The sequence below is a fragment of the Xanthomonas citri pv. citri genome, from assembly GCF_000961215.1.
Classification (GTDB): Bacteria; Pseudomonadota; Gammaproteobacteria; order Xanthomonadales; family Xanthomonadaceae; genus Xanthomonas; species Xanthomonas cissicola.
In genome coordinates this window covers 4649655-4674247 of the sequence record NZ_CP008998.1, presented here as the reverse complement: position 1 = coordinate 4674247, position 24593 = coordinate 4649655, and the positions used below count along the sequence as shown (strand labels likewise).

General features: G+C 65.4%; 25 protein-coding genes, 1 tRNA gene and 1 pseudogene. 20 read left to right on the top strand and 7 right to left on the bottom strand.

The features are described from left to right. The first annotated feature begins 13 nt into the window (after positions 1-13). The 13 genes and pseudogenes from aroE to AMD14_RS20565 all read left to right on the top strand — a co-directional run bounded on the left by aroE (position 14) and on the right by AMD14_RS20565 (position 14519). Positions 14-865 (top strand): shikimate dehydrogenase, encoded by an 852-nt coding sequence (gene aroE / locus AMD14_RS20625; protein ID WP_003489839.1) that lies wholly within the window; start codon positions 14-16, stop codon positions 863-865. Beyond that, the gene (locus AMD14_RS20620) at positions 855-1229 is read left to right on the top strand and encodes a hypothetical protein (RefSeq protein ID WP_015471456.1); all 375 of its coding nucleotides are present in this window, start codon (positions 855-857) and stop codon (positions 1227-1229) included. The genes aroE and AMD14_RS20620 overlap by 11 nt, the downstream gene beginning before the upstream one ends. Continuing rightward, a complete protein-coding gene (locus AMD14_RS20615) occupies positions 1226-1462 on the top strand; it encodes a hypothetical protein (RefSeq protein WP_011052686.1) in 237 nt (78 codons plus the stop codon). Before AMD14_RS20620 ends, AMD14_RS20615 begins: the two co-directional genes overlap by 4 nt. Before the next feature lie 266 nt (positions 1463-1728). Beyond that, complete coding sequence (dinG, locus tag AMD14_RS20610; RefSeq protein ID WP_003489836.1) at positions 1729-3864, top strand: ATP-dependent DNA helicase DinG; 2136 nt, start codon at positions 1729-1731, stop codon at positions 3862-3864. A 411-nt stretch (positions 3865-4275) separates the two neighbouring features. After that, positions 4276-5770 (top strand): annotated as a pseudogene (gene katB, locus AMD14_RS20605) (catalase KatB). 59 nt (positions 5771-5829) lie between these two features. Then, positions 5830-6417, top strand: coding sequence for an ankyrin repeat domain-containing protein (locus tag AMD14_RS20600; RefSeq protein ID WP_011052683.1), 588 nt, complete (start codon positions 5830-5832; stop codon positions 6415-6417). 571 nt (positions 6418-6988) lie between these two features. Beyond that, positions 6989-7213, top strand: a complete 225-nt coding sequence (locus AMD14_RS20595) for a hypothetical protein (RefSeq protein WP_003489833.1) — start codon at positions 6989-6991, stop codon at positions 7211-7213. A gap of 450 nt (positions 7214-7663) precedes the next feature. Next, positions 7664-8668: a tRNA dihydrouridine(20/20a) synthase DusA gene (dusA, locus tag AMD14_RS20590; RefSeq protein ID WP_011052680.1), complete on the top strand. Its 1005-nt coding sequence runs from the start codon at positions 7664-7666 to the stop codon at positions 8666-8668. A gap of 275 nt (positions 8669-8943) precedes the next feature. After that, entirely contained in the window at positions 8944-9309 is a 366-nt protein-coding gene (locus AMD14_RS20585; RefSeq protein WP_026006955.1) for a hypothetical protein, read from the top strand. Positions 9310-9380: 71 nt separating this feature from the next. Beyond that, positions 9381-10064 (top strand): response regulator transcription factor, encoded by a 684-nt coding sequence (locus AMD14_RS20580; RefSeq protein ID WP_002808458.1) that lies wholly within the window; start codon positions 9381-9383, stop codon positions 10062-10064. A 74-nt stretch (positions 10065-10138) separates the two neighbouring features. After that, the gene (locus AMD14_RS20575; RefSeq protein WP_003489823.1) at positions 10139-11509 is read left to right on the top strand and encodes an ATP-binding protein; all 1371 of its coding nucleotides are present in this window, start codon (positions 10139-10141) and stop codon (positions 11507-11509) included. Between the two features lie 117 nt (positions 11510-11626). Continuing rightward, on the top strand, positions 11627-13216 hold the full coding sequence (locus tag AMD14_RS20570) for a DUF1800 domain-containing protein (protein WP_015463707.1): 1590 nt from the start codon (positions 11627-11629) through the stop codon (positions 13214-13216). A gap of 118 nt (positions 13217-13334) precedes the next feature. Further along, positions 13335-14519 (top strand): DUF1501 domain-containing protein, encoded by a 1185-nt coding sequence (locus AMD14_RS20565; RefSeq protein WP_015471458.1) that lies wholly within the window; start codon positions 13335-13337, stop codon positions 14517-14519. Positions 14520-14667: 148 nt separating this feature from the next. Here the strand turns inward: AMD14_RS20565 and AMD14_RS20560 are convergent, their stop codons facing one another. Together AMD14_RS20560 and AMD14_RS20555 are read right to left on the bottom strand one after the other, a co-directional pair. Then, on the bottom strand, positions 14668-15423 hold the full coding sequence (locus tag AMD14_RS20560; RefSeq protein ID WP_003486629.1) for a M90 family metallopeptidase: 756 nt from the start codon (positions 15421-15423) through the stop codon (positions 14668-14670). Between the two features lie 8 nt (positions 15424-15431). Next, complete coding sequence (locus AMD14_RS20555; RefSeq protein ID WP_015463706.1) at positions 15432-15743, bottom strand: hypothetical protein; 312 nt, start codon at positions 15741-15743, stop codon at positions 15432-15434. 304 nt (positions 15744-16047) lie between these two features. Here AMD14_RS20555 and birA point away from each other — a divergent pair, with 304 nt between their 5' ends. The 4 genes from birA to AMD14_RS20535 all read left to right on the top strand — a co-directional run bounded on the left by birA (position 16048) and on the right by AMD14_RS20535 (position 18806). Then, entirely contained in the window at positions 16048-17064 is a 1017-nt protein-coding gene (birA, locus tag AMD14_RS20550; RefSeq protein ID WP_171843849.1) for a bifunctional biotin--[acetyl-CoA-carboxylase] ligase/biotin operon repressor BirA, read from the top strand. Then, a complete protein-coding gene (locus tag AMD14_RS20545) occupies positions 17061-17789 on the top strand; it encodes a type III pantothenate kinase (RefSeq protein ID WP_003486621.1) in 729 nt (242 codons plus the stop codon). Before birA ends, AMD14_RS20545 begins: the two co-directional genes overlap by 4 nt. 9 nt (positions 17790-17798) lie before the next feature. Next, a complete protein-coding gene (locus tag AMD14_RS20540; RefSeq protein WP_011052675.1) occupies positions 17799-18698 on the top strand; it encodes an SPOR domain-containing protein in 900 nt (299 codons plus the stop codon). A 32-nt stretch (positions 18699-18730) separates the two neighbouring features. Further along, a tRNA-Thr gene (locus AMD14_RS20535) sits at positions 18731-18806 on the top strand. A 302-nt stretch (positions 18807-19108) separates the two neighbouring features. On the opposite strand, the gene tmk is transcribed toward AMD14_RS20535, so the two are convergent. The 5 genes from tmk to AMD14_RS20510 form a co-directional block, all read right to left on the bottom strand. Further along, positions 19109-19792, bottom strand: a complete 684-nt coding sequence (gene tmk, locus AMD14_RS20530) for a dTMP kinase (protein WP_011052674.1) — start codon at positions 19790-19792, stop codon at positions 19109-19111. Positions 19793-20229: 437 nt separating this feature from the next. Then, positions 20230-20772 (bottom strand): GTP-binding protein, encoded by a 543-nt coding sequence (locus AMD14_RS20525; RefSeq protein ID WP_003486615.1) that lies wholly within the window; start codon positions 20770-20772, stop codon positions 20230-20232. Then, positions 20769-21686: a hypothetical protein gene (locus AMD14_RS20520; RefSeq protein ID WP_011052673.1), complete on the bottom strand. Its 918-nt coding sequence runs from the start codon at positions 21684-21686 to the stop codon at positions 20769-20771. Before AMD14_RS20520 ends, AMD14_RS20525 begins: the two co-directional genes overlap by 4 nt. 96 nt (positions 21687-21782) lie before the next feature. Further along, complete coding sequence (locus tag AMD14_RS20515; RefSeq protein ID WP_003486613.1) at positions 21783-22142, bottom strand: roadblock/LC7 domain-containing protein; 360 nt, start codon at positions 22140-22142, stop codon at positions 21783-21785. Between the two features lie 63 nt (positions 22143-22205). After that, positions 22206-22658 (bottom strand): roadblock/LC7 domain-containing protein, encoded by a 453-nt coding sequence (locus AMD14_RS20510; RefSeq protein WP_003486611.1) that lies wholly within the window; start codon positions 22656-22658, stop codon positions 22206-22208. Positions 22659-22978: 320 nt separating this feature from the next. Here AMD14_RS20510 and rocF point away from each other — a divergent pair, with 320 nt between their 5' ends. From rocF to AMD14_RS20495, 3 genes are all read left to right on the top strand, one after another. After that, positions 22979-23902: an arginase gene (gene rocF, locus AMD14_RS20505; RefSeq protein WP_005927745.1), complete on the top strand. Its 924-nt coding sequence runs from the start codon at positions 22979-22981 to the stop codon at positions 23900-23902. A 106-nt stretch (positions 23903-24008) separates the two neighbouring features. After that, positions 24009-24161 carry an entericidin A/B family lipoprotein gene (locus tag AMD14_RS20500; protein ID WP_003486606.1) on the top strand — a complete coding sequence of 51 codons (153 nt, stop codon included), beginning with the start codon at positions 24009-24011 and terminating at the stop codon, positions 24159-24161. A gap of 74 nt (positions 24162-24235) precedes the next feature. Next, complete coding sequence (locus tag AMD14_RS20495) at positions 24236-24370, top strand: entericidin A/B family lipoprotein (RefSeq protein WP_005914328.1); 135 nt, start codon at positions 24236-24238, stop codon at positions 24368-24370. The last annotated feature ends 223 nt before the right edge of the window (positions 24371-24593 follow it).

Genomic DNA, 24593 nt, shown 5'->3' with positions numbered 1-24593 from the left:
CAGAGAGCGTTTCATGCCCGTCTCCCGTTATGCCGTATTCGGTCACCCCGTCGCCCATTCGCTGTCGCCGGCCATCCATGCCGACTTCGGGAAGCAGACCGGCATTGCGCTGGACTACACCGCCATCGACGCGTCGCTGGAAGACTTCAGCGCCGCGCTGCAACGCTTCGCCGATGAAGGCGGCAAAGGCGCGAACGTCACCCTGCCGTTGAAGGAAGCCGCCTATGCGCTGGCCAGCAGCCTGAGCGATCGCGCGCGGCTGGCCGGGGCGGTGAACACGTTGGTGCGTAACGACGGCCAGTGGCAGGGCGACAACACCGACGGCGCCGGCCTGGTGCGCGACCTCACCGAGCGCCAGGGCCTGGATCTGCGTGGCCGCCGCGTGCTGCTGCTGGGCGCCGGCGGCGCTGCTCGCGGCGTGGCGCCGGCGCTGCTGGAGGCGGGCATCACCGCAATGGTGGTGGTGAACCGCTCGCCCGAGCGCGCCGATGCCTTGTGCGATGCGCTGGGCGAGCCGGCGCGGGTGACGTCGCGTTACATCGAGGACCTGCGCGAGCTCGGCGATTTCGAACTGATCGTCAATGCCACTGCCGCCGGCCGCGACCGCGATGCCGGCGCGTTCGCATTGCCACTGGGCCTGGTCAACAGCCTGACTGCCGCGGTCGATCTGAATTACGGCGATACCGCGATTGCGTTCCTTGCCTGGGCGCGTGCGGCGCAATGCCGGTACGCCATCGACGGGCTGGGCATGCTGGTGGAGCAGGCCGCCGAGAGCTTCGCGCTGTGGCATGGCGTGCGCCCGGATACCGACCCGGTCTACGCCGCGCTGCGCGCGCGCGAGGCCGTGCTGATCAGTGCCGACTGACGTGGGCAGCGCCGATGCCACCGCGATCCTCCTGACCCTGGTCACCAGCCTGCTGTCGCGTGTGCCGATGTTGATTGCGCTGCTGCTCGGGCTGGTCCTGGTGTGGCGCGCACCCCATAGCCCGCTGCGGCGCGCCGGGCTGGCCGCGCTCTGGCTGCTGCTGGGCTGCCTGTTCGCCGAGGTGGCCGTCCAGGCGATTCCGATGGTGTTGCTGCAGCAAGGCAACGTGCGCCAGATCAGCATGGTGGTCGGCGTCGCCCACTTCGTGCTGATGGCCATACAGGCCGTTGGCATTGGCGTGCTGGTGTGGACGCTGGCGGCCAGCCTGCAGCGTTTGCCCGCTGGCACGGGTCCGCGCCCGTGATTCCGCTCAAAGCCATCTTGCTGGTGATCGTTGGGCTGGTCTGCGTCGGGCAGGGCGTGTGGACGCTGCTGCACCCGCAGGCACTGGCGGCAGTCAATCGCGGTGGCCTGTTGTACGAACGCTTCGGCCCGAACGGCGTGGGCACCGGCATGTTGCTGATGGGTATTGCGATGGCGGCCATCGGCTTGGTGTGGGCGCGCTATGCGTGGCCGGCGCGCGGGCGGCGGAACTGAGCGCGCATTGATACTGCCTACGCTTTAAAGACAGCGGCGTTGCCTGCATCGGCATTCACTGCGCCGCCTTCCGGGTTACCCCGGCGGCGAGTGCCTGCAGGCGGCCGCTGCTGGCAGGCAACCATCGGGGAATCGAACCATGCCTTGGCCGCGCAGCAGTCGCACCGGCACGGGACTCGCCGGGTCGCCGCTGCAAGCAGGCAACCTGTTCAGCCGTGCGGCGCGCCGGTCGCAGTCGCTGCGCCGGTCCGTGCGAAAATAGCGCGATGAGTGAAGTCGCCCCTCCGGCCGCGCCGTCGGCGCCCGTTCCCACCCAGCGCAGCCTGACCGACCCGATCAAGGCCAGCATCCGCGACGCCTACGCCAAGCTGCAGGCCAATACGCCGGGCTTCGCCACGCGGCGCGCACAGAGCCAGATGATCGGCCTGGTCTCGCGTGCACTGGCCACCTCTGGCGGCATCGGCATCGCCGAGGCGCCCACCGGCGTGGGCAAGAGCCTGGGCTATCTCACCGCCGGCGTGCCGATCGCGTTGGCCACCAAGAAAAAACTGGTCATCAGCACCGGCACCGTTGCGCTGCAATCGCAGCTGGTGGAACGCGACATCCCGGCCTTCCTCAAGGCCACCGGGCTGGATGCCACCGTGGCGTTGGCCAAGGGCCGCACGCGCTACCTGTGCACCCGCAATGCCGCCGAGCTGGAAGGCGACACCAGTCAGAACGCCATGTTCGAAGACGAGCAGGCGCTCTACGACCGCCCGCTCAGCCCGGTCGATGCGGATCTGGCCAAACGGTTGGCCAAGGCCTACGCCGCCCGCACCTGGAATGGCGATCTGGACGATGCGCCAGAACAGATCTCCGTGCCGCTGCGCATGCGCATCACCACGCCGGCGTCCGGCTGTGCGGGGCGCCGCTGCAGCTACGCAGCGCAATGTCCGGTGCTCAGGGCACGCACCGATGTGCGCGAAGCGCAGATCGTGGTCACCAACCATGCCTTGCTGTTGTCGTCGCTGTCGCTGGGCGATGCCGAAAACGGCCAGCCACTCATCGCCCCGCCAGCGGACATGCTGCTGGTGCTCGACGAAGGCCACCACATCGCCGGCGTAGCGATCGATCAGGGCGCAGCCAACCTGCCGCTGGACGACATGGCCAGGCGCACCGGGCGCATGCAGATCCTCATCGCGGCCGCTTATCGCGCAGTGGACAAGGACAAGCTGGGCAACTTGCTGCCCAACGAAGCCATCGAGGTGGCTGCGCGCGTGTCCAAACTGCTCAAGGCCTTCCACGCCGAGGTCGAACGCGTGTGGAAGCCGGAGCCCGGCGAGCGCGATCCGCTGTGGCGCGCGGCCAATGGCAAGTTGCCGCCGCAATGGGGCCCTGCCATCGAAGAGCTCGGCGAAGAAACCCGCGCGCTGTTCAACTGGGTGCATGCCGCACACAGCGCCATTGCCAAGGGAAAACAGGACGATTCCGCGCGCGAACGGCTGCAGCGCAGCCTCGGCCTGGCGCTGGAAATGGCCGAGCAACAACACAATCTGTGGAGCGGGTGGCGCCGCGAGGACAAGGAAGGTCAGCCGCCGATGGCGCGCTGGATCACCCTCTCGCGCGATGGCGACCTGATCTGCCATTGCTCGCCGGTGTCGGCCGCGCAGGTGCTGCGCACGATGATCTGGAACGAGGTGGATTCGGTGGTGATGACCTCGGCCACGCTGACCGGTGGCGGCGATTTCCAATCCTTCGCCATCGACAACGGCTTGCCCGATCACGCCGAAATGGCATCGCTGGCCTCGCCGTTCGACCTACCCAACCAGGCCGAATTGATCGTCCCCAATTTTCCGGTGACTCCCGATGACCGTGAAGGCCATCCCAAGGAAGTGGCCAAGTATCTCGTACGCGAACTGGATTGGAACGCCAAGGGCAGCATCGTGCTGTTCACTTCGCGCTGGAAGATGGAAAAGGTGGCCGACCTGATGCCGCTGGCGCAGCGCAACCGCGTGCTGGTGCAGGGCGAGGGCAACAAGTCGCAACTGATCACCGAACATCTGCGCCGCATCGGCGCTGGCGAAGGCTCGGTGTTGTTCGGCCTCAATTCCTTCGGCGAAGGATTGGACCTGCCCGGCGAAGCCTGCACCACCGTGGTCATCACCCAGGTGCCGTTCGCCGTGCCCACCGATCCGCAAACCTCCACCTTGAGCGAATGGCTGGAAAGCCGCGGCCATAACGCCTTCAACCTGATCGCCATCCCGCATGCGTTGCGCACGCTCACCCAATTCGCCGGCCGCCTGATCCGCAGCTCCAGCGACCACGGCCGCGTGATCATTCTCGACTCGCGCCTGCTCACCCGTCGCTACGGCAAACGCATCATCGATGCCTTGCCGCCGTTCAAGCGGGTGATCGGGCGTTGAAGATCGCCTGGCGATGCCGATACGGATGTAGCGCGCCGTTTTGGGTGTTGCACGATGCAAGCCGGTGCCGCGTTGTGCAGCTAAACGGGGAGATGGCCAGTCGCACCACATCGGCATACGCGCGATGCGCAATAGGCCACTCGCACCATCCACACTGCGCACGACCCTTGCAGCGCAACATTGGCTGCGCGCGATTGGAATCAAGGTCGCGCTAAAAACGCAATGACGCACATAGCGCTCGCGGTTATTTGCTATGCGCCGCTCGCGGGTTTGGCGATGCATATCACGCAACGCGGTCATCATCATGTTCCCCTATCGAAGCGATCATAACTAACGACTTCTCACGCTTCGGCCTGCTGGCGATGATTCAGCCTCCTCAAACGAGCCGACGCCATGCGCCCTGGACACCTCATGGTGCTAGCCCTGCTAGCCCCGACGTTGATCGCTCCGCCGGTCTTCGCCCAATCCGTTCTGACCCGCGACAATGGCGCCAAGGTCGGCGATAACCAGAATTCGCAGACAGCCGGTGCCACCGGCCCGACGCTGCTGCAGGACGTGCAGCTGATACAGAAGCTGCAGCGTTTCGATCGCGAGCGCATTCCCGAGCGCGTAGTGCATGCACGCGGCACTGGCGTCAAAGGTGAGTTCACCGCCACTGCCGATCTCTCCAATCTGACCAAGGCCAAGGTATTCAGCGCCGGCGAAAAAACTCCGTTTTTCGTCGGTGGTGCATGGCAACCACTCGCCGGAGACGCTGCGCGATCCGCATGGCTTCGCCACCAAGTTCTACACCAGCGAAGGCAACTGGGATCTGGTCGGCAACAACTTCCCCACGTTCTTCATTCGCGATGCGATCAAGTTCCCCGACATGGTGCATGCGTTCAAGCCGGATCCGCGCACCAATCTGGATGACGATTCGCGTCGCTTCGATTTCTTCTCGCACGTGCCCGAAGCCACGCGCACGCTGACCCTGCTGTATTCCAATGAAGGCACGCCCGCTGGCTACCGCTTCATGGACGGGAATGGCGTACATGCCTACAAGCTGGTCAACGCGCAGGGCGAAGTGCACTACGTCAAGTTCCACTGGAAGACGCTGCAGGGCATCAAGAACCTCGATCCCAAGCAGGTCGCTGCGGTGCAGGCCAAGGACTACAGCCACCTGACCAACGATCTGGTCGGTGCGATCAAGAAGGGCGATTACCCGAAATGGGATTTGTACGTGCAGGTGCTCAAGCCGGAGGACCTGGCCAAGTTCGATTTCGACCCGCTCGACGCCACCAAGATCTGGCCGGACGTGCCGGAGCAGAAGGTCGGCCAGATGGTGTTGAACAAGAACGTCGACAACTTCTTCCAGGAAACCGAGCAGGTGGCCTTGGCGCCGGCCAATCTGGTGCCGGGTATCGAGCCGTCTGAAGACCGTCTGTTGCAGGGCCGTATTTTCTCGTACGCCGATACGCAGCTGTATCGCATCGGTGCCAATGGGCTGAGCCTGCCGGTCAATCGCCCGCGTGTGGCGGTCAACAACGGCAACCAGGATGGGCAGGGCAACATCGGTCAGACCACTAGTGGCGTGAACTACGAGCCGAGCCGCCTGGAGCCGCGTCCGCAGGACACCGCTGCGCGCTACAGCGAGCTGCCGCTGTCGGGTACGACCCAGCAGGCCAAGATCACCCGCGAACAGAACTTCAAGCAGGCCGGCGAGTTGTATCGTTCCTACAGCAAGAAGGACCGTGCCGACCTGGTGCAGAGCTTCGGCGAGTCGCTGGCCGCCACCGATACCGAAAGCAAGCACCTGATGCTGTCGTTCCTGTACAAGGCCGACCCCGAGTACGGCACCGGCGTCACCCGCGTGGCCAAGGGCGACCTGGCACGGGTCAAGCAGCTGGCCTCCAGCCTGCAGGACTGATCCGCCCCGACGACATCGCGGCTGCGCCGCGATGTCGTCTTTTTTTTTGGGAGATCCCTATGCGCACCCTGTTGTTTCTGATGCTTGGCAGCGTGTCTGCGATTGCCAACGCTGCGTCACCTGCACCCGCATCCGCATCCGCATCCGCTGCCAGCGCGACGGCCACCGCCACGCCTGAGCAGATCAAGCTGCAGCTGCGCGAGTATTTCTTCGACGCCGCGCGTGAGGGCCGCCAGGACATGCTGGCCGAGTTCATTCGCTCGCATTACGACCTCAATACCCGCGACGAGAAGGGCTATACCGCCTTGATCCTGGCCGCGTACCACGGTCAGCGGCCAGCGGTGGAGCAGTTGCTGAGCGCCGGCGCCGACCCCTGCGCGCAGGACAAGCGCGGCAACACCGCACTGATGGGCGCCATCTTCAAGGGCGAGCTGGGGATCGCCAAGCGCTTGATGCAGGCCGATTGCGCGCCGGACCAGCGCAACAACGCCGGCCAGACCGCTGCGATGTATGCGGCATTGTTCCAACGCACCGACGTGCTCAAGGACCTCGCCGCCAAGGGAGCGGACCTCAGCCTCAAGGACGGGCAGGGCAACGATGTGACCAAGCTGCAGCGCGGCGAATTCGCCACCACGCCGGCGCGCTGAGCGCGCCAGTCTTGCCTGCCAGGCCTGCTGCCCACAGCGTGTCGTATCGGCCGCGATGCGCCTATGTGGTTGCGCTTTACCTGCTAGAAGCAGCGGGCGGCTGCTCGTAGCCAACGGCTGCTGTGCGGCAGGTAGTAGGCACGCGCGCTCGTCGCAACGCGTCTCGGCTCTGGCGAAGCACGCCACGGCTGGGGGTGCATGACGCGCCGCCTATCTGGTCGCTGCGCATCCTCCAGCTCTTGCTGCACCTGCCACGTCGACGCCGTCGAGGGGCATCGCCGCATCCATCGCAGCACTCCGAGCCACTGTCTGGTAGCGCCAAACCGCTCCTGGCAGCGCCGTCGGTTTTCCGCCACGGCCGCGCTGGATCTCTGACGGTGGTGGTGATTTTTCGCCATTTCGTCAGGATTTTTCTGACGCGCAAACCCTTGTGCGCCAAGGCTTTGACAGAAAACTGAGTGCTTGCTGACTTGATTTGAATCGCCTGGGAAAAACCGCAGAAAACAGTTCAAGAAAGCGCCGGGAACGCCGATGCTGCAGCTATCGCATCGCACCTTGGAACCCCCGGACCATGAAGCTCGATCCCTCCATCCCTTTCCTGATGTCGCTGCTGGCCATGGTGCTGTGCACTGCCACCGCCGTCGTTGCGCTGGTGTTCGGCCAGGTACACGTGCTGGCCAAGTCGTGGAGCTTCTACACGGTCATGGGCACGGCCCTGATCACGCTGATTGCCTCCTACCATGCGCTGGGCAAGCCGCTGAGCGCCGAAGAGCGTGTCGGTGTCCGTAACCCGTAAATTTCGCTTCCGTCCGGACGCAGCAGTGATGGCGGCACTGGACCGAGAAAGCTCCGCTCGTCACTGACGATGCAACGCGTTCGCTCCGCAGAGCGAACGCATACAGGCACCGCGTATCCTGCGGCGATGCCTCCGCTCCCGCCGGTCCTCGGCGAGCGAGGGAAAACCACGACAGTGCCAATGTCGGTGTTCATCGCTTCCGACGGTCGAACGTAGCCGTGATGCTGGCCGCCCATGCATCACCAGCGGCATTTGCATTGCGTCTAACGGTCGGGTTCGACCAACCGGTCCTCCTAGATCATCCGGCACGCGAACAAGCGACCTTGCAGCCAGGCCGAAGCGCAGGCGTTCCCGCATCCCATGCCGCACTGCCGCAGATTCATCGGGGCCCGTGTAAGCTGTTGATCCTGCTTCGCATTCCCATGGCCGCTTGCTGCGGCTACCTCGTCGATGACCGCTTCCACCGATCGTTACGCCGCCTCCCTGCGCCTGTCCGTTGCCCCGATGATGGATTGGACCGACCGCCATTGCCGGGTCTTCCACCGCCTGTTGGCGCCGTCGGCACGCCTCTACACCGAGATGGTGCACGCCAACGCGGTGATCCACGGCGATCGCGCGCGCTTGATCGGCTTCGATCCGGTGGAACATCCGCTGGCGCTGCAACTGGGCGGCAGCGATCCTGCCTTGCTCGCGCAGGCGGCGGCAATCGCGCAGGAATGGGGCTTTGATGAGATCAATCTCAATTGCGGTTGCCCGTCCGACCGCGTGCAGGCCGGGCGTTTTGGCGCCTGCCTGATGCGTGAGCCGGCGCTGGTGGCCGAGTGCGTTGCGGCCATGTGCGCGGCCACCCACTTGCCGATCACGGTCAAGTGCCGCCTGGGCGTGGACGACGATGACGACTACGCGCTGTTCGCCCGCTTTGTCGACCAGGTGGTCGCGGCCGGCGCCGCCATGGTGGTGGTGCACGCCCGTAATGCCTGGCTCAAGGGCTTGTCGCCGAAGGAAAATCGCGAAGTGCCGCCGCTGCGGTACGACTGGGCCTACCGGCTCAAGCAGGAGCGGCCCGGTCTGCCGGTCGTGCTCAACGGCGGCATTGTGGCCGTCGAGCCGGCGATAGCGCATCTGCAGCACGCCGACGGCGTCATGCTCGGCCGCGCCGCCTACCACGATCCGTACGTCCTGCACTGTCTGGATGCAGCCTTGAACCAGCGGCCCGAGCAACCGCGTGAGTCCTTGCTGCGCGCCTATCAGCCGTATGTGGAATCACAGCTGGCACAGGGTCTGGGCTTGAAGCACATGACCCGGCACGTGCTGGGCCTGTTCCACGGCCAGCCTGGAGGCAGGGCGTTCCGGCAGGTCCTGAGCGAGGGCGCCCATCGTCCGGGTGCCGGCTGGGAATTGGTCGAGCAGGCATTGGAGCGCACCGATACGCGGTCCTGGCGAGTCGTTGCCTGACTTTGGCCCACCGCTTGCATTCCTGAACAGGCTGCCGGCATATCCGAGTATTTCCGGTCGCTTCTGCGGCAGGCGCGTCCGCAACAACGCGCGCTGGTCGTGCGTGCGGATCTGATCGGTATTCATTTCACTGAACGCCGTTAACGTGAAGCTAAAAAGTTCAGATCGGATTCACCCCGAAAAATCAAGAATTTGCCTCGATTCCGATGCTCGACCTTCAATTGTGCCTGGTCGATTTCACGAATTTTGAATGTTCCTGAACAACCCGCTAGGATCTGTTTGTGACCCAATCGCTCTGCCGCGCTCGCCAAGTCGCTCTGGTCGCCCTCTGGGTTGCCATGGCCGCGCCGTCGGCCTGGGGCCAGGGCTATCCGATGGTGCAGAGCGGGCGCGAGGCATTGCCGCCTTCGGCGCGCGGCAATAGCCGCACACTGTCGGACACCATTCGGCATGTGCAACGGTCTACCGGTGGACAGATTCTGGGTGCCGAGCGTGTGCCGTTCGATGGCGGCAATCTCAATCGGGTCAAGTACATGAAAGACGGGCGCGTGCACACCGTGTATGAGCCGGAGCAGACGCAGGCCGCGCCTGCGCGCAACTTGCCGCCCCCCGACGCGCCACCACGCGACGATAACCACTGAACGTAGATAGTTCTTCGTTCAGTCTTATAAATTCCCCGGCCACTGGCCGACAACGTAACTAGGGAGAGTGCATGCGTATCCTTTTGGTCGAAGACGAAGCTCCGCTGCGCGAAACCCTTGCGGCGCGTCTGAAGCGCGAAGGCTTTGCGGTCGACGCTGCACAGGACGGCGAAGAAGGCCTCTACATGGGCCGTGAAGTGCCATTCGATGTCGGCATCATCGACCTTGGCTTGCCCAAGATGTCGGGGATGGAGCTGATCAAGGCCTTGCGCGATGAAGGCAAGAAGTTTCCGGTGCTGATCCTGACCGCGCGCTCGAGCTGGCAGGACAAGGTCGAGGGCCTCAAGCAGGGCGCCGACGATTATCTGGTCAAGCCGTTCCACGTCGAAGAGTTGCTGGCGCGCGTCAATGCGCTGCTTCGGCGTGCTGCCGGCTGGAGCAAGCCCACGCTGGAATGTGGCCCGGTCGCGCTGGACCTGGCGGCGCAGACGGTGAGCGTCAACGGCGCCAACGTCGATCTGACCAGTTACGAGTACAAGGTGCTCGAATACCTGATGATGCATGCCGGCGAACTGGTCTCCAAGGCCGATCTCACCGAGCACATCTACCAACAGGACTTCGACCGCGATTCGAACGTGCTGGAAGTGTTCATCGGTCGCCTGCGCAAGAAACTCGATCCCGATGGTGAACTCAAGCCGATCGAAACCGTGCGTGGCCGCGGTTATCGCTTCGCCATTCCGCGTACCGAAGGCTGAGTCAGCGCGTCAACGAGCAGGAAGACCAAGTGCCGGGCCGCTCCAAGTGGTATAGACGCTGGCGGCCGCGCTCATTGCAGGCCCGCCAGCTGCTGGCCGCCAGCCTCAGTCTGGTGGCCTTCCTGGCGCTGGCGGGTTACGCGCTGGATGTGGCGTTTGCCGACACCGCCGAGAAGAACCTGCGCGAGCGGTTGAAGAACTACGCCTCCGCGTATGCGGCCAATATCGATTTCGTGCGCGACGGGTCGCTGTATATCGGCGGGCAACCGCCCGACCCGCGTTTCGATGTGCCTGGTGGCGGCCTGTATGTGGAAGTGGTGCGTCCGGACGAAAGCTGGACCTCGATGTCGGCCGAAGGCCCGAACATTCCGCATGGCCGCATGCTGGAGCCGCGCCAGGAAGAATTCATCGGCCCGCTGGAAATGACCCAGATCGACGGCAGCCTGGGCCAGCTGTATCGCTACGGGCTGGGCGTGAGCTATGTCGAACGCGAACACGGCGGCGAGATTCCGTACACCATCTACGTGATGGAGGACGCGCGCTCGATGGGCGCGCAACTGCGCGTGTTCCGTGGTGCGGTGTGGTTCTACCTTGGCAGCGCCGGTGTGGTGTTGCTGGTATTGCAAGCCTTCATTCTGCAATGGAGCCTGCGTCCGCTGCGGCGGGTCATCAACGAGTTGACGAAGGTGCAGCGCGGCGAGATCCAGCGCATGAGCGAGCAGCATCCGCGCGAACTGGAGCCGCTGACCGACAGCATCAATGCCTTCATCGAGAGCGAACGCGACAACCTGGAGCGTCAGCGCAATACGCTGGCCGATCTTGCGCATAGCCTCAAGACGCCCATCGCCGTCTTGCGCACACAACTCGATAGCGGTGCGTCCGAGCGCGATCTGCACGAAGAAATGGATGTGCAGCTGCGCCGCATGAACGACCTGGTGTCGTATCAGCTGGCACGTGCGGCTTCCAGTGGGCACAAATTGTTCGCGGCACCATTGCCGATCGAGTCGACCGCCGAAGAAATCGTGCGTGGTCTTGAGAAGGTGTATTCGGTCAAAGGCGTCTTGTGCGAATTCGATATTTCCCCCGAGGCCCGCTTTCATGGCGAGCCGGGCGATTTGCAGGAACTGCTCGGCAACCTGCTGGAAAACGGCTTCAAGTGGGCGCGCAGCCGCGTGCTGCTGACCGCGAAACCGGGGCCCACCACCGGTAGCCGTCGTGCCGGCCTGATTCTGTCGGTGGAAGACGACGGCCCCGGCATCGCGCCGGAAGACGTGGCCAAGATCCTGCAGCGCGGCGTGCGTGGCGACGAGCGCGTGCAAGGGCACGGCATCGGCATGTCGATCGTGCAGGACCTGATCAAGGGCTATCGCGGCGAGCTGCAGGTGGTGCGCTCGCAGGAACTGGGCGGCGCCCGCTTCGATGTGACCCTGCCGCCGGGACTGTGACCGCCGCAGGGCCGATGAACCCGTGGCCAATGTGCGCTGGCGTTCCGACAACCGTTTAACGCCTCACGCGTTGGCTTACCCATACTGGGTGGCAAGCCGTTGCGATGGAGGGGCTGCATGTTCGAGCAAGCTGGCAAGGCCGTGTGGGTGCACGCGCGCGTCGCGCGCGCGCAACACACGCGAGGATGGCGGGTGCTGCCGCTGTTGATCGGCAGCCTGTACGCGCTCACTTGCACGGCTGCGCAAGCGCCGCTGACACCATCGCAGATGCGCTGGCTGCAGCGGGCCACCTATGGTGTTGATGCCAGCAGCGCGACCCAGCTGACACGGCTGGGCCCCAAGCGCTTTGGTGCGCTGTTGTTGCAGCCCAGCGACGACGCTGCGTTGCCCGCGCCGGTACGCGCGCAGCTGCAGCGCTTCGACGCGCTGCATACCCCGCTGGTGGATCTGCTGACCCAGTACGAAGCCGACAAGGTTCGCCTGCAGTCCATGCCCGATGGCGATGAGAAGGTTGCCTTGCGCAAGCAGTGGCAGGCGCGCGGTGGTCAGATGCTGGTGCAGGCGCGGCAGGCGCAACTGTTGCGCGCGGTGTACGCGCCGGATCAACTGCGCGAGCAACTGGTGTGGTTCTGGCTCAATCATTTCAGCGTGTATGCCGACAAGGCCCGGGTGAAGTGGATGGCGGCCGACTACATGGAAAACGCGATCCGCCCCAATGCCACCGGCAAGTTCGCCGACCTGGTGATGGCCACGCTGGAAAGCCCGGCAATGCTGGAGTACCTGGACAACGCCAAGAACGCCAAGGGCAAGGTCAACGAAAACTACGCACGCGAGTTGATGGAACTGCACACGCTGGGCGTGCACGGGGGCTACAGCCAGCAGGATGTGCAGCAACTGGCGCTGATCCTCACCGGCGCGGGCCTGGTACCGATCAAGGCCACCGGCGCACCGCCGTTGGCGCCCGCAGCGCCAGGGCAGGCGCAGGTCGTGCGCAAGGGTCTGTTCGAATTCAATCCGGCGCGTCACCAACCCGGCGACAAGATGCTGCTTGGCCAGCGCATTGTCGGCGGTGGGCTGGATGAGATCGAACGCGCCGTGCAGCTGTTGGTGCGCCAGCCGGCCTGTGCGCATTTCATTTCGCAGCGCCTGGCCGAGTACTTCGTCAGCGACACGCCGCCCACTGCGCTGGTGACGCGCATGGCCAATACCTTCCAGCACAGCGATGGCGATATCGCCAAGGTCATGCAGACCATGCTGGCGTCGCCGGAGTTCGCGCAGGCGCAACCGCGCAAGTTCAAGGACCCGAACCGCTTCGTGGTGTCGGCGATGCGGGTGGCGTACGAGGAGCAACCGGTGATCAATGCCGCGCCAATGGCCAGTTGGGTGCAGCAGCTGGGTGAACCGTTGTTTGGTCGCATCACGCCCGATGGTTGGTCGTTGCAATCGCAGGCCTGGACCAGTTCCGGGCAGTTGGCACGCAGGTTCGAGGTGGCGCGTTCGATCGGCGGCGGACCGAAGCAGTTGTTTCGTCTGGAGGGCGACAACCAGACGCCGATTCCTGCGCTGGTGCAGATCGAGACGCGCCCGTCGTACCGCTGGTTGGCGCCATCGCTGTCGGCTGCCACACGGCAGGCGCTGGATCAGGCGCGCTCGCCTGCCGAATGGAATGGGTTTTTGCTGTCGTCGCCAGACTTCAACTATCGCTGAGGGCATGGCGCCGATTCGGATTCGCCGATTCAAGGCCCACGATTCACGTTCGCAGAATAAAAACAACCGATCCAGCGATTTAATCAATGCCAGGCGGTCAATGCCGCGGGAGTACACCATGCAACGACGTCAATTTCTGCTTGCCTCTGCAGCCGCTGCAAGCATGCCGTGGGCCGGTCGTCTGTTCGCTGCGCCACGCGATAGCGCACGCATGCTGGTGGTGTTTCTGCGTGGCGGCTACGACAGCAATAATCTGCTGGTGCCGCATGGCAGCGATTTTTATTATCAGTCGCGGCCGAGCCTGGCCATTGCGCGGCCGGATCCGGCCAATCCAAACAGTGCTGTAGCGCTGAACGCGCAGTGGGGTCTCAACCCGGTGATGCGCGAGACGCTGCTGCCACTATGGGAACGCAAGCAAGTGGCCTTCGTGCCGTTTGCCGGCACCGACGACCTGTCGCGCAGTCACTTCGAAACCCAGGACGATATCGAATCCGGCCAGGCCGGCAAGCACCGCGATTACCGCTCCGGGTTCATGGCGCGCCTGTCGGGGGTGCTCAGTGGCGTGCCGGCCATCGCGTTCACCGATTCGTTGCCGCTGACGTTCCAGGGTGGTGGCGATTTACCCAATGTGTCGTTGCGGAGTATCGGCAAAGGCGGGCTGGATGCGCGGCAGGCACAGATCCTGTCGCAGATGTACGACAGTACGCCGCTGGCGGCCGCTGCGCGCGAGGGCTTGGCGCTGCGTCAGCAGGTCACCGCGCAGTTGCGCGAAGAGATGGAGCAGGCCGGCCGTGGCGCCGCCAGTGCACGCACCTTCGCCGATGAAACCCGGCGCATGGCCACCTTGATGCGCGAGCGCTATCGCCTGGGCTTCGTCGATGTCGGTGGCTGGGACACGCATGCCAACCAGGGTAGCGTGGAAGGTGGCCTGGCCAACAACCTGCGCAATCTCGGCGAAGGGCTGGCTGCCTATGCCGATGCGTTGGGCCCGGCCTGGAACGACACCGTGGTGGTCGTCATCTCCGAATTCGGCCGCACCTTCCGCGAGAACGGCAGCAAGGGCACCGATCACGGGCACGGCACCACGTACTGGGTGCTGGGAGGTGGCTTGCGCGGCGGTCGCATCGCTGGCGAACAGCTGGCGGTCGAACAGGCGCAGCTGCTGCAGAATCGCGATTACCCAGTGCTCAACAATTACCGCAGCCTGTTCAGCGGGATGCTCAGCCGTCTGTGGGGGCTGTCGCCAGCGCAGTTGGATCGGGTGTTCCCGGGTGCCAAGCCACGCGATCTTGGATTGGTGTGAATCTGCTTGGTGAACGATCGCACAGGCGAGGCCATGTGCGTGATGTCGACCGCGGGTTTGCGTCGATCCTGCGGCATCTGCTTCAAGCGACGGCTGCAGGTTGCCTCTGCCAACGGCGATATCGCTCGCCGCTCCGCGACGCGGCATATCACCGTTGCACTGAATCTGCAAACGGCGAGCGCCCGTAAAACCGTTCCAGGTGCAGGGCGACCTGCGGCATGCTGCGCAAAAGCACGTGCGGTGCGGAGAAGTGATATTCGCTGACCACTGCGAAGAATTCCTCCGGGGCTTCGGCGGCATAGGGATCGATCTCGGTGTCTTGACCGGCATCGACGCGTTGGCAAAACAGATCGTAGGCGTGCTGGAAATCGCGCGCCCAGGCGCGTTGCGCATCGCGCGGCAGGGGCGGCGTGCCGTCGAGCGCGCCATCCAGTGCATCGAGCTTGTGCGCCATCTCATGCACGATCACGTTGAAGCCTGCCTGCGGGTCGTCCAGGTCGGCTTGCACATCGGCCCAGCTGACGATCAACGGACCTTGCTCCCAGGCTTCGCCGATCAGGGTGTCGTCCCAGGCATGCATCACCCCGGCCGCATCCATGTGGGTGCGCTGCACGCGGAACGCATCCGGATACACGATCAGCTGCGACCAGCCGCGCCAGCCGGCGGCGCCGATTTCCAGCAGCGGCAGGCAGCAGGTCGCGGCCAGCACGAGTTGATCGTTCGGTTGCAGCTGCAACCCGTCGACGGGCGAAATGGTCTTTTGCTGCAGGAACTGCGCGGTCAATGCGCGCAGACGGTGCTGGCGGGGCGGATCGAGCGCGGCGACCCAGGCGCAACTGCCGCATAGCGGCTGCCACAGCGCATCAGCAATGTCGGGGGGCGGCCGGCGCAGCCGGCGCGTCAACCACTGGATCAGCGGAACATGCCCGGCAGGAAACTGTGCCAGCGCGGCATCGTGCGCATGCGCGGGAACAACGAATCGCCATCGCTGCCGCCGCCGCCAGTGGACGGCGTGGCTTTGTGCGGGCTGTTGCGCGCCGGTGCCGCCTCGGGCGCCGGTGTTCTGCCGCGTGCGGCCGAGTTGGTGCTGATGCAGCTGTCATGATCGCCGTCGATCAGCTCGTCCGATGCCAGGGCGGCAAGCGGAGCCAACAACAGCAGCAGGCAAACCGTGATTCGGCGCATCGTCCACATCCAGGGCAAGCGGCGTGAGTCGCCGATCATAACGCGCTTTTCACTTCCTCACGCAAGCCGCGCTGGGCGCCCGGGAGGGCTTGGCGCATACTTTGGCGGATGGATTCGGGGACTTCGCGCGCAATGCACTGTGAGATGAAACGCGCCGGTGGCCGGCGGTACGGCGCAGGCGCTGCGGGAGATGGGTCTGGCGCGCGCATCGGTCAGTCGCAGGGTGCATGCTCGGTGCTGTCGGTCGCAGAGCCGACCGCACGCCTGGTCTGGCCCGTCGATGCTGCGTCACGCGCGTTGCCCCGGCGGCACACCGGCTGCGCAGCGCAGGCATTGCTTCCGGGTGCTGCAGCCCGCGACGTCGCCACGTCACGCCCCATCGCCCGCCGCAGCCGTGGATGACCGTACATTGCTGGCCAAACTTGCCGGTGGCCGGCTGTCTGGCGATGCGTTGGCGCGCGATGCGGGGCTGACCCGCGCGGCGGTGTGGAAGCGCATCCAGAATCTGCGAGCGGCCGGCGTCGACATCGAGGGACGGGCTGGTGACGGGTACCGCCTGGCCACGCCGTTGGATCTGCTGGACGCGACGCGCATCCGTGCAGGCATGGCACCCGGTGCGGCAGCTGGGCTGGCGGCACTGGATGTGGCCTGGACGCTGGACTCCACCAACACCACCTTGCTGGCGCAGCCGGCGCCCGAACAGGGTGTGGCGGTGCTGCTGGCGGAGCGCCAGACCGGCGGCCGCGGCCGGCGCGGCCGTCAATGGACCTCGCCGCTGGGCGCGCACATTTATCTGTCGGCGTCGCGCCGTTTCAATGGCGGGCTGGGCCAACTCGCAGGCCTGAGCTTGGCTGTGGGTGTGGCAGTGGCCGAAGCCTTGCGCGGTTGCGGGTTCGCCGATGTCGGGCTGAAGTGGCCCAACGATCTGCTGGCGCGGCAGCGCAAGCTGGGCGGCCTGTTGATCGAAGGCGGCGGCGAGATGGCCGGCAACGCGCGTGCAGTGATCGGGCTGGGCTTGAACGTACACATGCCGGCGAGCGCAGCGGCCAGCATCGACCAGCCGTGGGTCGACCTGGATACCCTGGCTGGCAGCCCGGTGTCGCGCGACCGGGTGACGGCAGCGGTGCTGTCCGGGTTGCTGCCGGCACTGGACCTGTTCGAGGCGCAGGGGCTGGCGCCGTTTCTGGGACGCTATGCAGACCTGGATGTCTTGAGCGGGCGAGCGGTGCAGGTCGAAGAAGCCGGCAACCGACATACTGGAGTCGCGCTCGGCCTGGCGGCCGATGGTGCGTTGCGGGTGCAGCTGGGCGAGACGGTGCGCCTGTTCCACTCCGGAGAAGTGAGCGTGAGACCTGCATGAGCGAGTGGTTGTTCGACCTGGGAAATTCGCGCTTCAAGTACGCGCCGCTGCACGGCAACCGTGCCGGCCAAGTGCAGGCATGGGCGCATGGCGCCGAGGCGATGGACGCGGCGGCGCTGGCGGCGCTGCCATCCGGGCGTATTGCGTATGTCGCCAGCGTGGCCGCGCCGGCATTGACGCAACGCATGATCGCCTGCCTGCAGGAGCGCTTTACGCAGGTGCGCATCGTGCGGACCACCGCCGAATGCGCCGGCATCCGCATCGCCTATGCCGACCCGAGCCGCTTCGGCGTGGATCGCTTCCTGGCGTTGCTGGGTGCGCGTGGCGACGCGCCGGTGCTGGTGGCCGGCGTGGGCACCGCATTGACCATCGACGTGCTCGGCGCCGATGGCCTGCATCACGGCGGCCGCATCGCCGCCTCGCCCACCACCATGCGCGAAGCACTGCATGCGCGCGCGGTGCAACTGCCGGCCAGCGGCGGCGATTACGTCGAGCTGGCCATCGACACCGACGATGCCTTGACCTCCGGCTGCGATGGCGCGGCGGTGGCGCTGATCGAGCGCAGCCTGCAGCACGCCCAACGCAGCCTGGGCGTTCCGGTACGGCTGCTGGTGCATGGCGGTGGCGCGCCGCCGTTGCTGCCGCTGCTGCCCGATGCCACGTTCCGCGCGGCCCTGGTACTGGACGGTCTGGCGACGTGGGCGACCGCCGCGTCGTCGCCGTAGAATCGGGGCATGTATGTGCGTGCCCTCATCGTCGTTTTGATCGTCCTCAACGCCGGGGTGGCGTTGTGGTGGGCCTTGCAGCCGCCATCGGCACCACCGTCGGCGCCGCCGCAGCCGAGCGGTGTGGCGCGGCTGGAGTTGCTGCCAACAGTGACCGGTGCTGGCGAAGCTGTGCTGCCGGCTGCAGCGCATACGGGATCGGGGTCTGCGGCAGAGAGTGCGTCGACAGCACCGGCGCCATCGACATCGACATCGACAGCATCCGGGCTTGCATCCGTACCCACGCCGGCCACGTCGGCAGTTGCGGGTCCCTCCACGCCCACGTCTGCAGCGCCGACACCGGCCACCACTGCTGCAGCGGAAGCGCCGCGCAGCGCATCGGAAGCTGCTGCGAAACCAGCCAATGGCGTCGCCACGACGGCTGCACAATCATCGCCCGCGCCATCCCCGCCTGCCGCAGAGCGCTGCGCCAGCCTGGGACCCTTTGCGGCACGCGCCGATGCCGATGCCGCGCTGGCGCGCGTACGTGGGCAGGCCAGCCGCGCCAGCGTGCGCGAGGACAAGGACGCCGGCATCAGCACATTTCGGGTGATGTTGCCCAATGTGGGCGATCGCGCGGCTGCGCAGGCCTTGGTCAAGCGCATTGCCGCGGCCGGGATGGGCGACTACTACGTGATCGCGCAGGGCGAGGACAACACCGTGGCGCTGGGCCAGTACCAGAGCCGCGAGCGCGCCGAGCGGCGCCAGGCCAGCCTGGTCGGCGCAGGATTTCCGGCGCAACTGGTGCCCAGCGGCAACGGCCAATCGCGGTGGTGGATCGATGTCCGCACCAGTGCGGCCACCAGCGCCCTGCAAGGGGCTGCCGGTGCCACGCGTCAGCGTTCGCTAGATTGCGCCGCGCTGCGCTAGAATGCGCACCGGCGCGCAACGCGCCTGCCTTCGCCGGCATAGCTCAGTTGGTAGAGCAACCGCCTTGTAAGCGGTAGGTCCCCAGTTCGAATCCGGGTGTCGGCACCATCTTCGATCCATGCAGACGTGGCAATCACGGTCGACGTTGCTGCAGCCCGAGCACGCGATGCGGTGTGGGATTTGCATCAACTCATTGCCAAGCACGATGGCGCGTTGCTTGCCGCCATCTGTCCCAACAGACGGTAGCGTGTTCAGCGTCGTGTGAGCGGGCGTATGCGTCGCACTCCGTTCCGAGCGCGCTACCCATGCTCGCCTGAAGGCTGCTCGCATCGTTTTGGTAGCCGCTTAAAGTGGCTCGCACCATGTCACGTACATCGCGCGATGTTGATCGCGCGATGCGAGGTGCAGCATCAGGCCGGGCGGCCGGCCGAGAGCAGTTCCAGCGCGGCCTTGCCGGTGTCTGTATGTGCTGCATCGCCGCTCAGTCGGTCGGCCAATGCGGCCACGATGATGGCGTGGGCCTGGCGCAGCACGCTGTCGGCATCGGCGCTGGCGTCCACCACGTGTTTGCCGGGCAATTCCAGCGCGGCAAAAATCGTGCGGCAGCGTTCCAGGTTGTCCTGGGTTTCGAAGTGGTTGGGCGCATCGCCGCGGGCGCGGATACGGGCCAGGCCGGTGGGCGGGGGCAGGTCGAGCAGCAGCAGGACGTCCGGGCGCGGCGCGAAGGCGTTGCGCTCCAGGAGTTCGTCCAGCGGCAGACCGGCCGCGCCCTGATAGGCCACCATCGACGGGAAATAGCGGTCCAGGATGACGATGTCGCCGCGTGCCAGCGCGGGCGCGATCAACGTGTCCACGTGTTCGTGGCGGTCGCGGATGAGCAGTTCGGCTTCTTCCTCTGCACTCAGGCGGCCGGTGGCGGCGGACTGGCGCAATTGGGTGCCCCATGGGCCGTTGGTGGGCTCCTTGCTCAGCACGACGCGCGCGCCGGCGGCGTCCAGGGTGGCGGCCAGGCGGCGGGCGAGGGTGGTCTTGCCAGCGCCGTCGATGCCTTCGATGGCGATCAGCAAGCCGCCGGGCTTCAGTTCGATTGTCATCGCGCTACTTTATCTGATCGTGGCGATGGACCCTACCGCCAGCAGCAATGGCGAGCATGCAGTCTTCGCGACACCCGTGCTGGCGAAAATCAGCCGCAGGAGCATGTGGGATACGCGACGGCAACGCGACGGGGGTGAAGCCGAAAGATCTGAGGCGCGTCGTGGCGGATATTGCCTAACTCTTATCGCCGGTATGTCCTGCGCGATGTCGGAAATGTCCCGATATCCTGGCTTCTAGCCGCGGGCCATACTGAACAAGTCAGACACACTGCACACGCACATCGCGACTGAGTCGTGTTTTTGGCTTCAAGGAAAACGGACGCGTCGCCGCCACCCTAGAGGCGGCATCCCCCGCGTGACGCCCTCTCAGGCACCGTCGTGACCAGATTCCTTGTCTTGCTTGCCGTGCCCAGCGCCCGCGCCAGGCGCGCTTTCGATCAGCTGGTCGCCGAGGTGTAGCGGTAGGACAGCAGCGATTTCACCAGGAAGGTGATCTGGGTGGCCGAGCGCGCATCCACGCGCATGACCGGCACGCGGAAGCCTTCGGCCACCAGGGCTTCGCGAAAGGGCGGCACCAGGAAATCCTCGACTTCATCGGTCATGGTGATGCCCACCGCCAGGCTGGCCTCGGGTGCGATCTGCGAAAACTCGCGCAACAACTCCAGCGTGGCTGTGAGCATCTGCGGGTCGCGTGCGTTGGTCAGCACGATCACACCCAGCGCACCGTCGCACACCAGCGGCCACATGAAATCCAGGTATTTCTGGCCTGGCACACCGTAGACATGCAGCAGCTCGCCGTCTTCCAGCTCGATCGAGCTGTAGTCCAGCGCGACGGTGGTGTAGGTCTTGTCGCCGTACGCGTCCTGGCTGAGCGGCATTTCGGTGCTGACCGGCTCCACATCGGAGATGGAGCGCACTGCGGTGGTCTTGCCGGCGCCCATGCCGCCGACGAACACCAGCTTGTTGGCTGGAAGACTCATGACTGCCCCTGGAAGAGGGAAAGGCCGAACCGACGTGCGACCCAGGAAAAGAACCGCGTGTTTCCGCCGTCTGGGCGACGCTGCGTTGCAGGCACGGGAATCTCCGCAGTCTGGGCGAGGCCGCTGGCAAGTGCAGCGGCGAACAGGCATTCCACCGTTTGCAGCGGCAGCTTGCAAGCATTGGCCAGCGCCTGCGGGCGCCAGGGGCGTGCATGCAGGTGGGCAATGGCCAGCAACTGGGCTGGCGAACTGGTTTCTGCAGTCAACTCCGGCCACTGGCGCAATTGCAGCGCATGCCCGGGTTCCACTGCCGGCAGCGCCTGGCGCAGATGCTCGGGCAGGGCGAAAAACAGCGCTTCGAAGGAAATGCGTTGGGGTAACGCGGTCGCGGCAAGGTCGGACACGACGTGCCAGCCCGAGCGGTCCAGCGCGGCGATCACCTCCGCCAGCGCCACGCCAGCCGGCAACTGCACGCAACCATTGCTCGGGTCCACACGCACGTGCAACTGCGCATGCTGCAGCGTCACTGCGCCGGCACCGAATTCGCCGCGGCAATACCGCAGCAGCAATGCCGGCTCCGCGACCGGGGTGGCGTGCGGCGAGGACAACAGCAGGCGCATGTGTTCGTTGAGTTCGCGCACGGTGGCGCCGTGCTTGATCCACGCGCCGGCCATGGGCGTGCGCGACACCACCAGCACACGCACCGGTTGCCCCTGCAATGCCTGCCAGGCGGCCAGGCCATCGGCGCTGTCCAGGCCCAGTACCACCACATCGGCTGCGTGCTGCGGCCATTGGCCCAACTGCACGTCGATGCGTTCGGCGAGCAGCAGCGAGCACGCCAGTTTCAGGCGTGTGGTGTGCAGCAGGTCCAGGCCGGCCGTGGCGACCCGCATGGCGTTGATGGGTGTAGTCATGAGCTGGCGCGGTGGCGGCGCATTGGATGACGAGATGCCTGCCGGTCAGCACCGGCAGGCTGGATCAGGCGATGCGCTGGCAGCGCGCTGTCGGCATCAACCGAAATCGAGGGTCTTTTCGAACGCCTTGAGCTCGTGGCGGGCCATGGCCAGGTTGGCCTTGGCGCGGTCCAGCACCACATACAGGAACAGCGTGCTGTTGCTTTCAAGTGGGCGCAGCAAATGGTATTGGCGTGCAAGCGTGATCAGGATGTCTTCGATGGTGTCGTTCAGGCCGAGCTGTTCGGCGATACGGCGCTTGGCGCGCACCACTTCGGTATTGCCGGCCGCCGCCAATTCCAGGTTGAGCTCGGCACCGCCGGTCATGCCCAGCGCCATGCCGCTGTCGCTATCGACCAGCGCCGCGCCGACGAAGCCGGCCAGCGAATGCAGGTGTTCCAGATTGAGTTTTGACACGTGTGGTCCTTACAAACGATGAGGAATGGGTGCCTTGCGGCATGCACGAACAGTGCCAAGTGCTCAGCCTTGCGGCGGCGTCAACACGGTGGCGAGGCGGCCGGCGCAATCGCGGGCATTGAACAACAGCGCAGCGGCATTGATGTCGCTACTGCCCACTGCGGTGAGCGTCAGCGGCTTGTCGGCGCGGATGCGGATCAGCACCAGCTGCCCGACGCGCGTGCTGATGGTGGCGTAATCGGCCTCTTTCAGGCTGGATTCGCGCGCCAGGGTCTCGCCCAGGGTCAGGAACGAATTGGCCATCGCGGCAAGCCGGCGACTGTCCACATCCAGGCTGGAACGCTCGGTAATGGCACGCCCGTCGGCAGTGGAGAGCATCAACAGACGGATGCCCGGCTCACGTTCGATGGTCTGCGCAAATTCGTGCCCGATGCGCTGCAGATCGTAGAAATGCAATGCCCGCGGGACTTCGCCTACGGCAGCCTTGACGACCTGGTTGACGGCGTTGTGCGGCATGAAACTCCCCCTGTTGCGTGATGGCCCGAGCGCGTACGTGCGTGGTGTGCCGCGCCGGGCGGCGCACCATACCACCCGGATCCGAGCAGGCTGTCACGCCCGCCCGTGATGCTTAACTGGGCGGTCAGACAGGCAGAATCGGCAAAGTCCGGTGCGCCACAAAGTGCCCTGGCACGTCACGATAGCGGCGCGAGGAGGCAGATCTAAACCTCGCGTTTGCTCGCACTGTTCAGTACGGGCGACATGTGTGCTGCGCTGCCGCGCGTCACTGTGCGGGCGGGCAACTAGACTGCACGGCCTTATCGTGACTGGAGCAACGCATGGCAACGCAGTACGTGCCGGTTTCCCTGATTGGCGTCCCTACCGACATCGGCGCGGGCCACCGCGGTGCGCGCATGGGACCGGAGGCGCTACGCATCGCCGGCCTGCAGGAGGCGCTGGTCGGCCGCGGCGTGGAGGTGCGCGATCTGGGCAATCTGGATGGTCCGCGCAATCCCTGGCAGGCGCCGCAGGCCGGCTACCGGCATCTGGACGAAGTGGTGGCGTGGAACCAGGCGCTGATGGACGCCAGCTACGCCGAACTGCGTGCCGGGCGCATGCCGATCATGCTCGGTGGCGACCATTGCCTGGGCATCGGCTCGATCACGGCGGTGGCCAAGTACTGCCGCGAGCAGGGCAGGCCATTGCGGGTGCTGTGGCTGGATGCGCATTCGGATTTCAACACCAGTGAGGTGACCCCTTCGGGCAACGTGCACGGCATGCCGGTGGCCTGCCTGTGCGGGCTGGGCCCCGAGGCGCTGACGCACCTGGGCGGCAGTGCGCCGGCGTTGTTGCCCGAGCAGGTGCGGCAGATCGGCATCCGCTCGGTGGACCCGGAGGAGAAGCGGCTGATCAAGCAGCACCGCATCGATGTGTACGACATGCGCTACATCGACGAAGCCGGGATGAAGCGCACCATGGAAGCGGCATTGCAGGACATGAGCGCCGATACGCACCTGCACGTGAGTTTCGATGTGGATTTCCTCGACCCCAGCATCGCGCCGGGCGTGGGCACCACGGTGCCCGGTGGCCCCAACTACCGCGAGGCGCAACTGGTGATGGAGATGATTGCCGACACCGGGCGCATGGGGTCGTTGGATATCGTCGAACTCAACCCGGTGCTGGACAACCGCAACGCGACCGCCGAACTGGCGGTGGATCTGGTCGAAAGCCTGTTCGGCAAGTCGACGCTGATGCGGGATTGATGCCGTACCGAGCGCACCGCGACGCGTTCACATCAAATCCACGGCCGCGCAGTCAGATTTGGCGCCAAGCCAGGTGCGCTGGCACCGTATTGAACGAGGACGAGCGATGAAGCGACTGCTGACACTGATGGTGCTGGGCCTGTTTTCGGCCGGCGTGATGACGGGCTGCAACACCGTGGCCGGCGCCGGCAAGGACATGCAGGGTGCGGGCAACAAGGTCGAGAAAACGGCCGAAAAATGCAGCGACGGTAAGTGCTGATCCGTCACATCGCGTGGTCTTGTTGAATTGATCGATCTGCGGCAACGCGCCGCTTTACCCATGAGGAGTGTGTTATGAAGCGTGCAATTGTGCTGCTGGTGCTGTCGATGTTGTCGGTGGGAATGCTGGCGGGTTGCAACACCGTCGCAGGTGCCGGCAAGGACGTGCAGGGCGCTGGCGAGAAGGTGGAAGACGCAGCGCGTAAGTAATCCGACGCTGCATGCAAAAAGACGGGCCGCAAGGCCCGTTTTTTGTGCGCGCTTACGTGGAAGGCGCGGCGCGACACATGCACGGCGTGCGAGTAAGACCCTCGATGGGGGTGGGCAACGGTTCAGTGCGGTGATCGGCGGTTTGACACCTTTTGATCCAGTGCCAACGCCCGCGTGGGCACGCTGGCGCTACGGTCAATCGCGACCGCACCAGCGGAGTCAG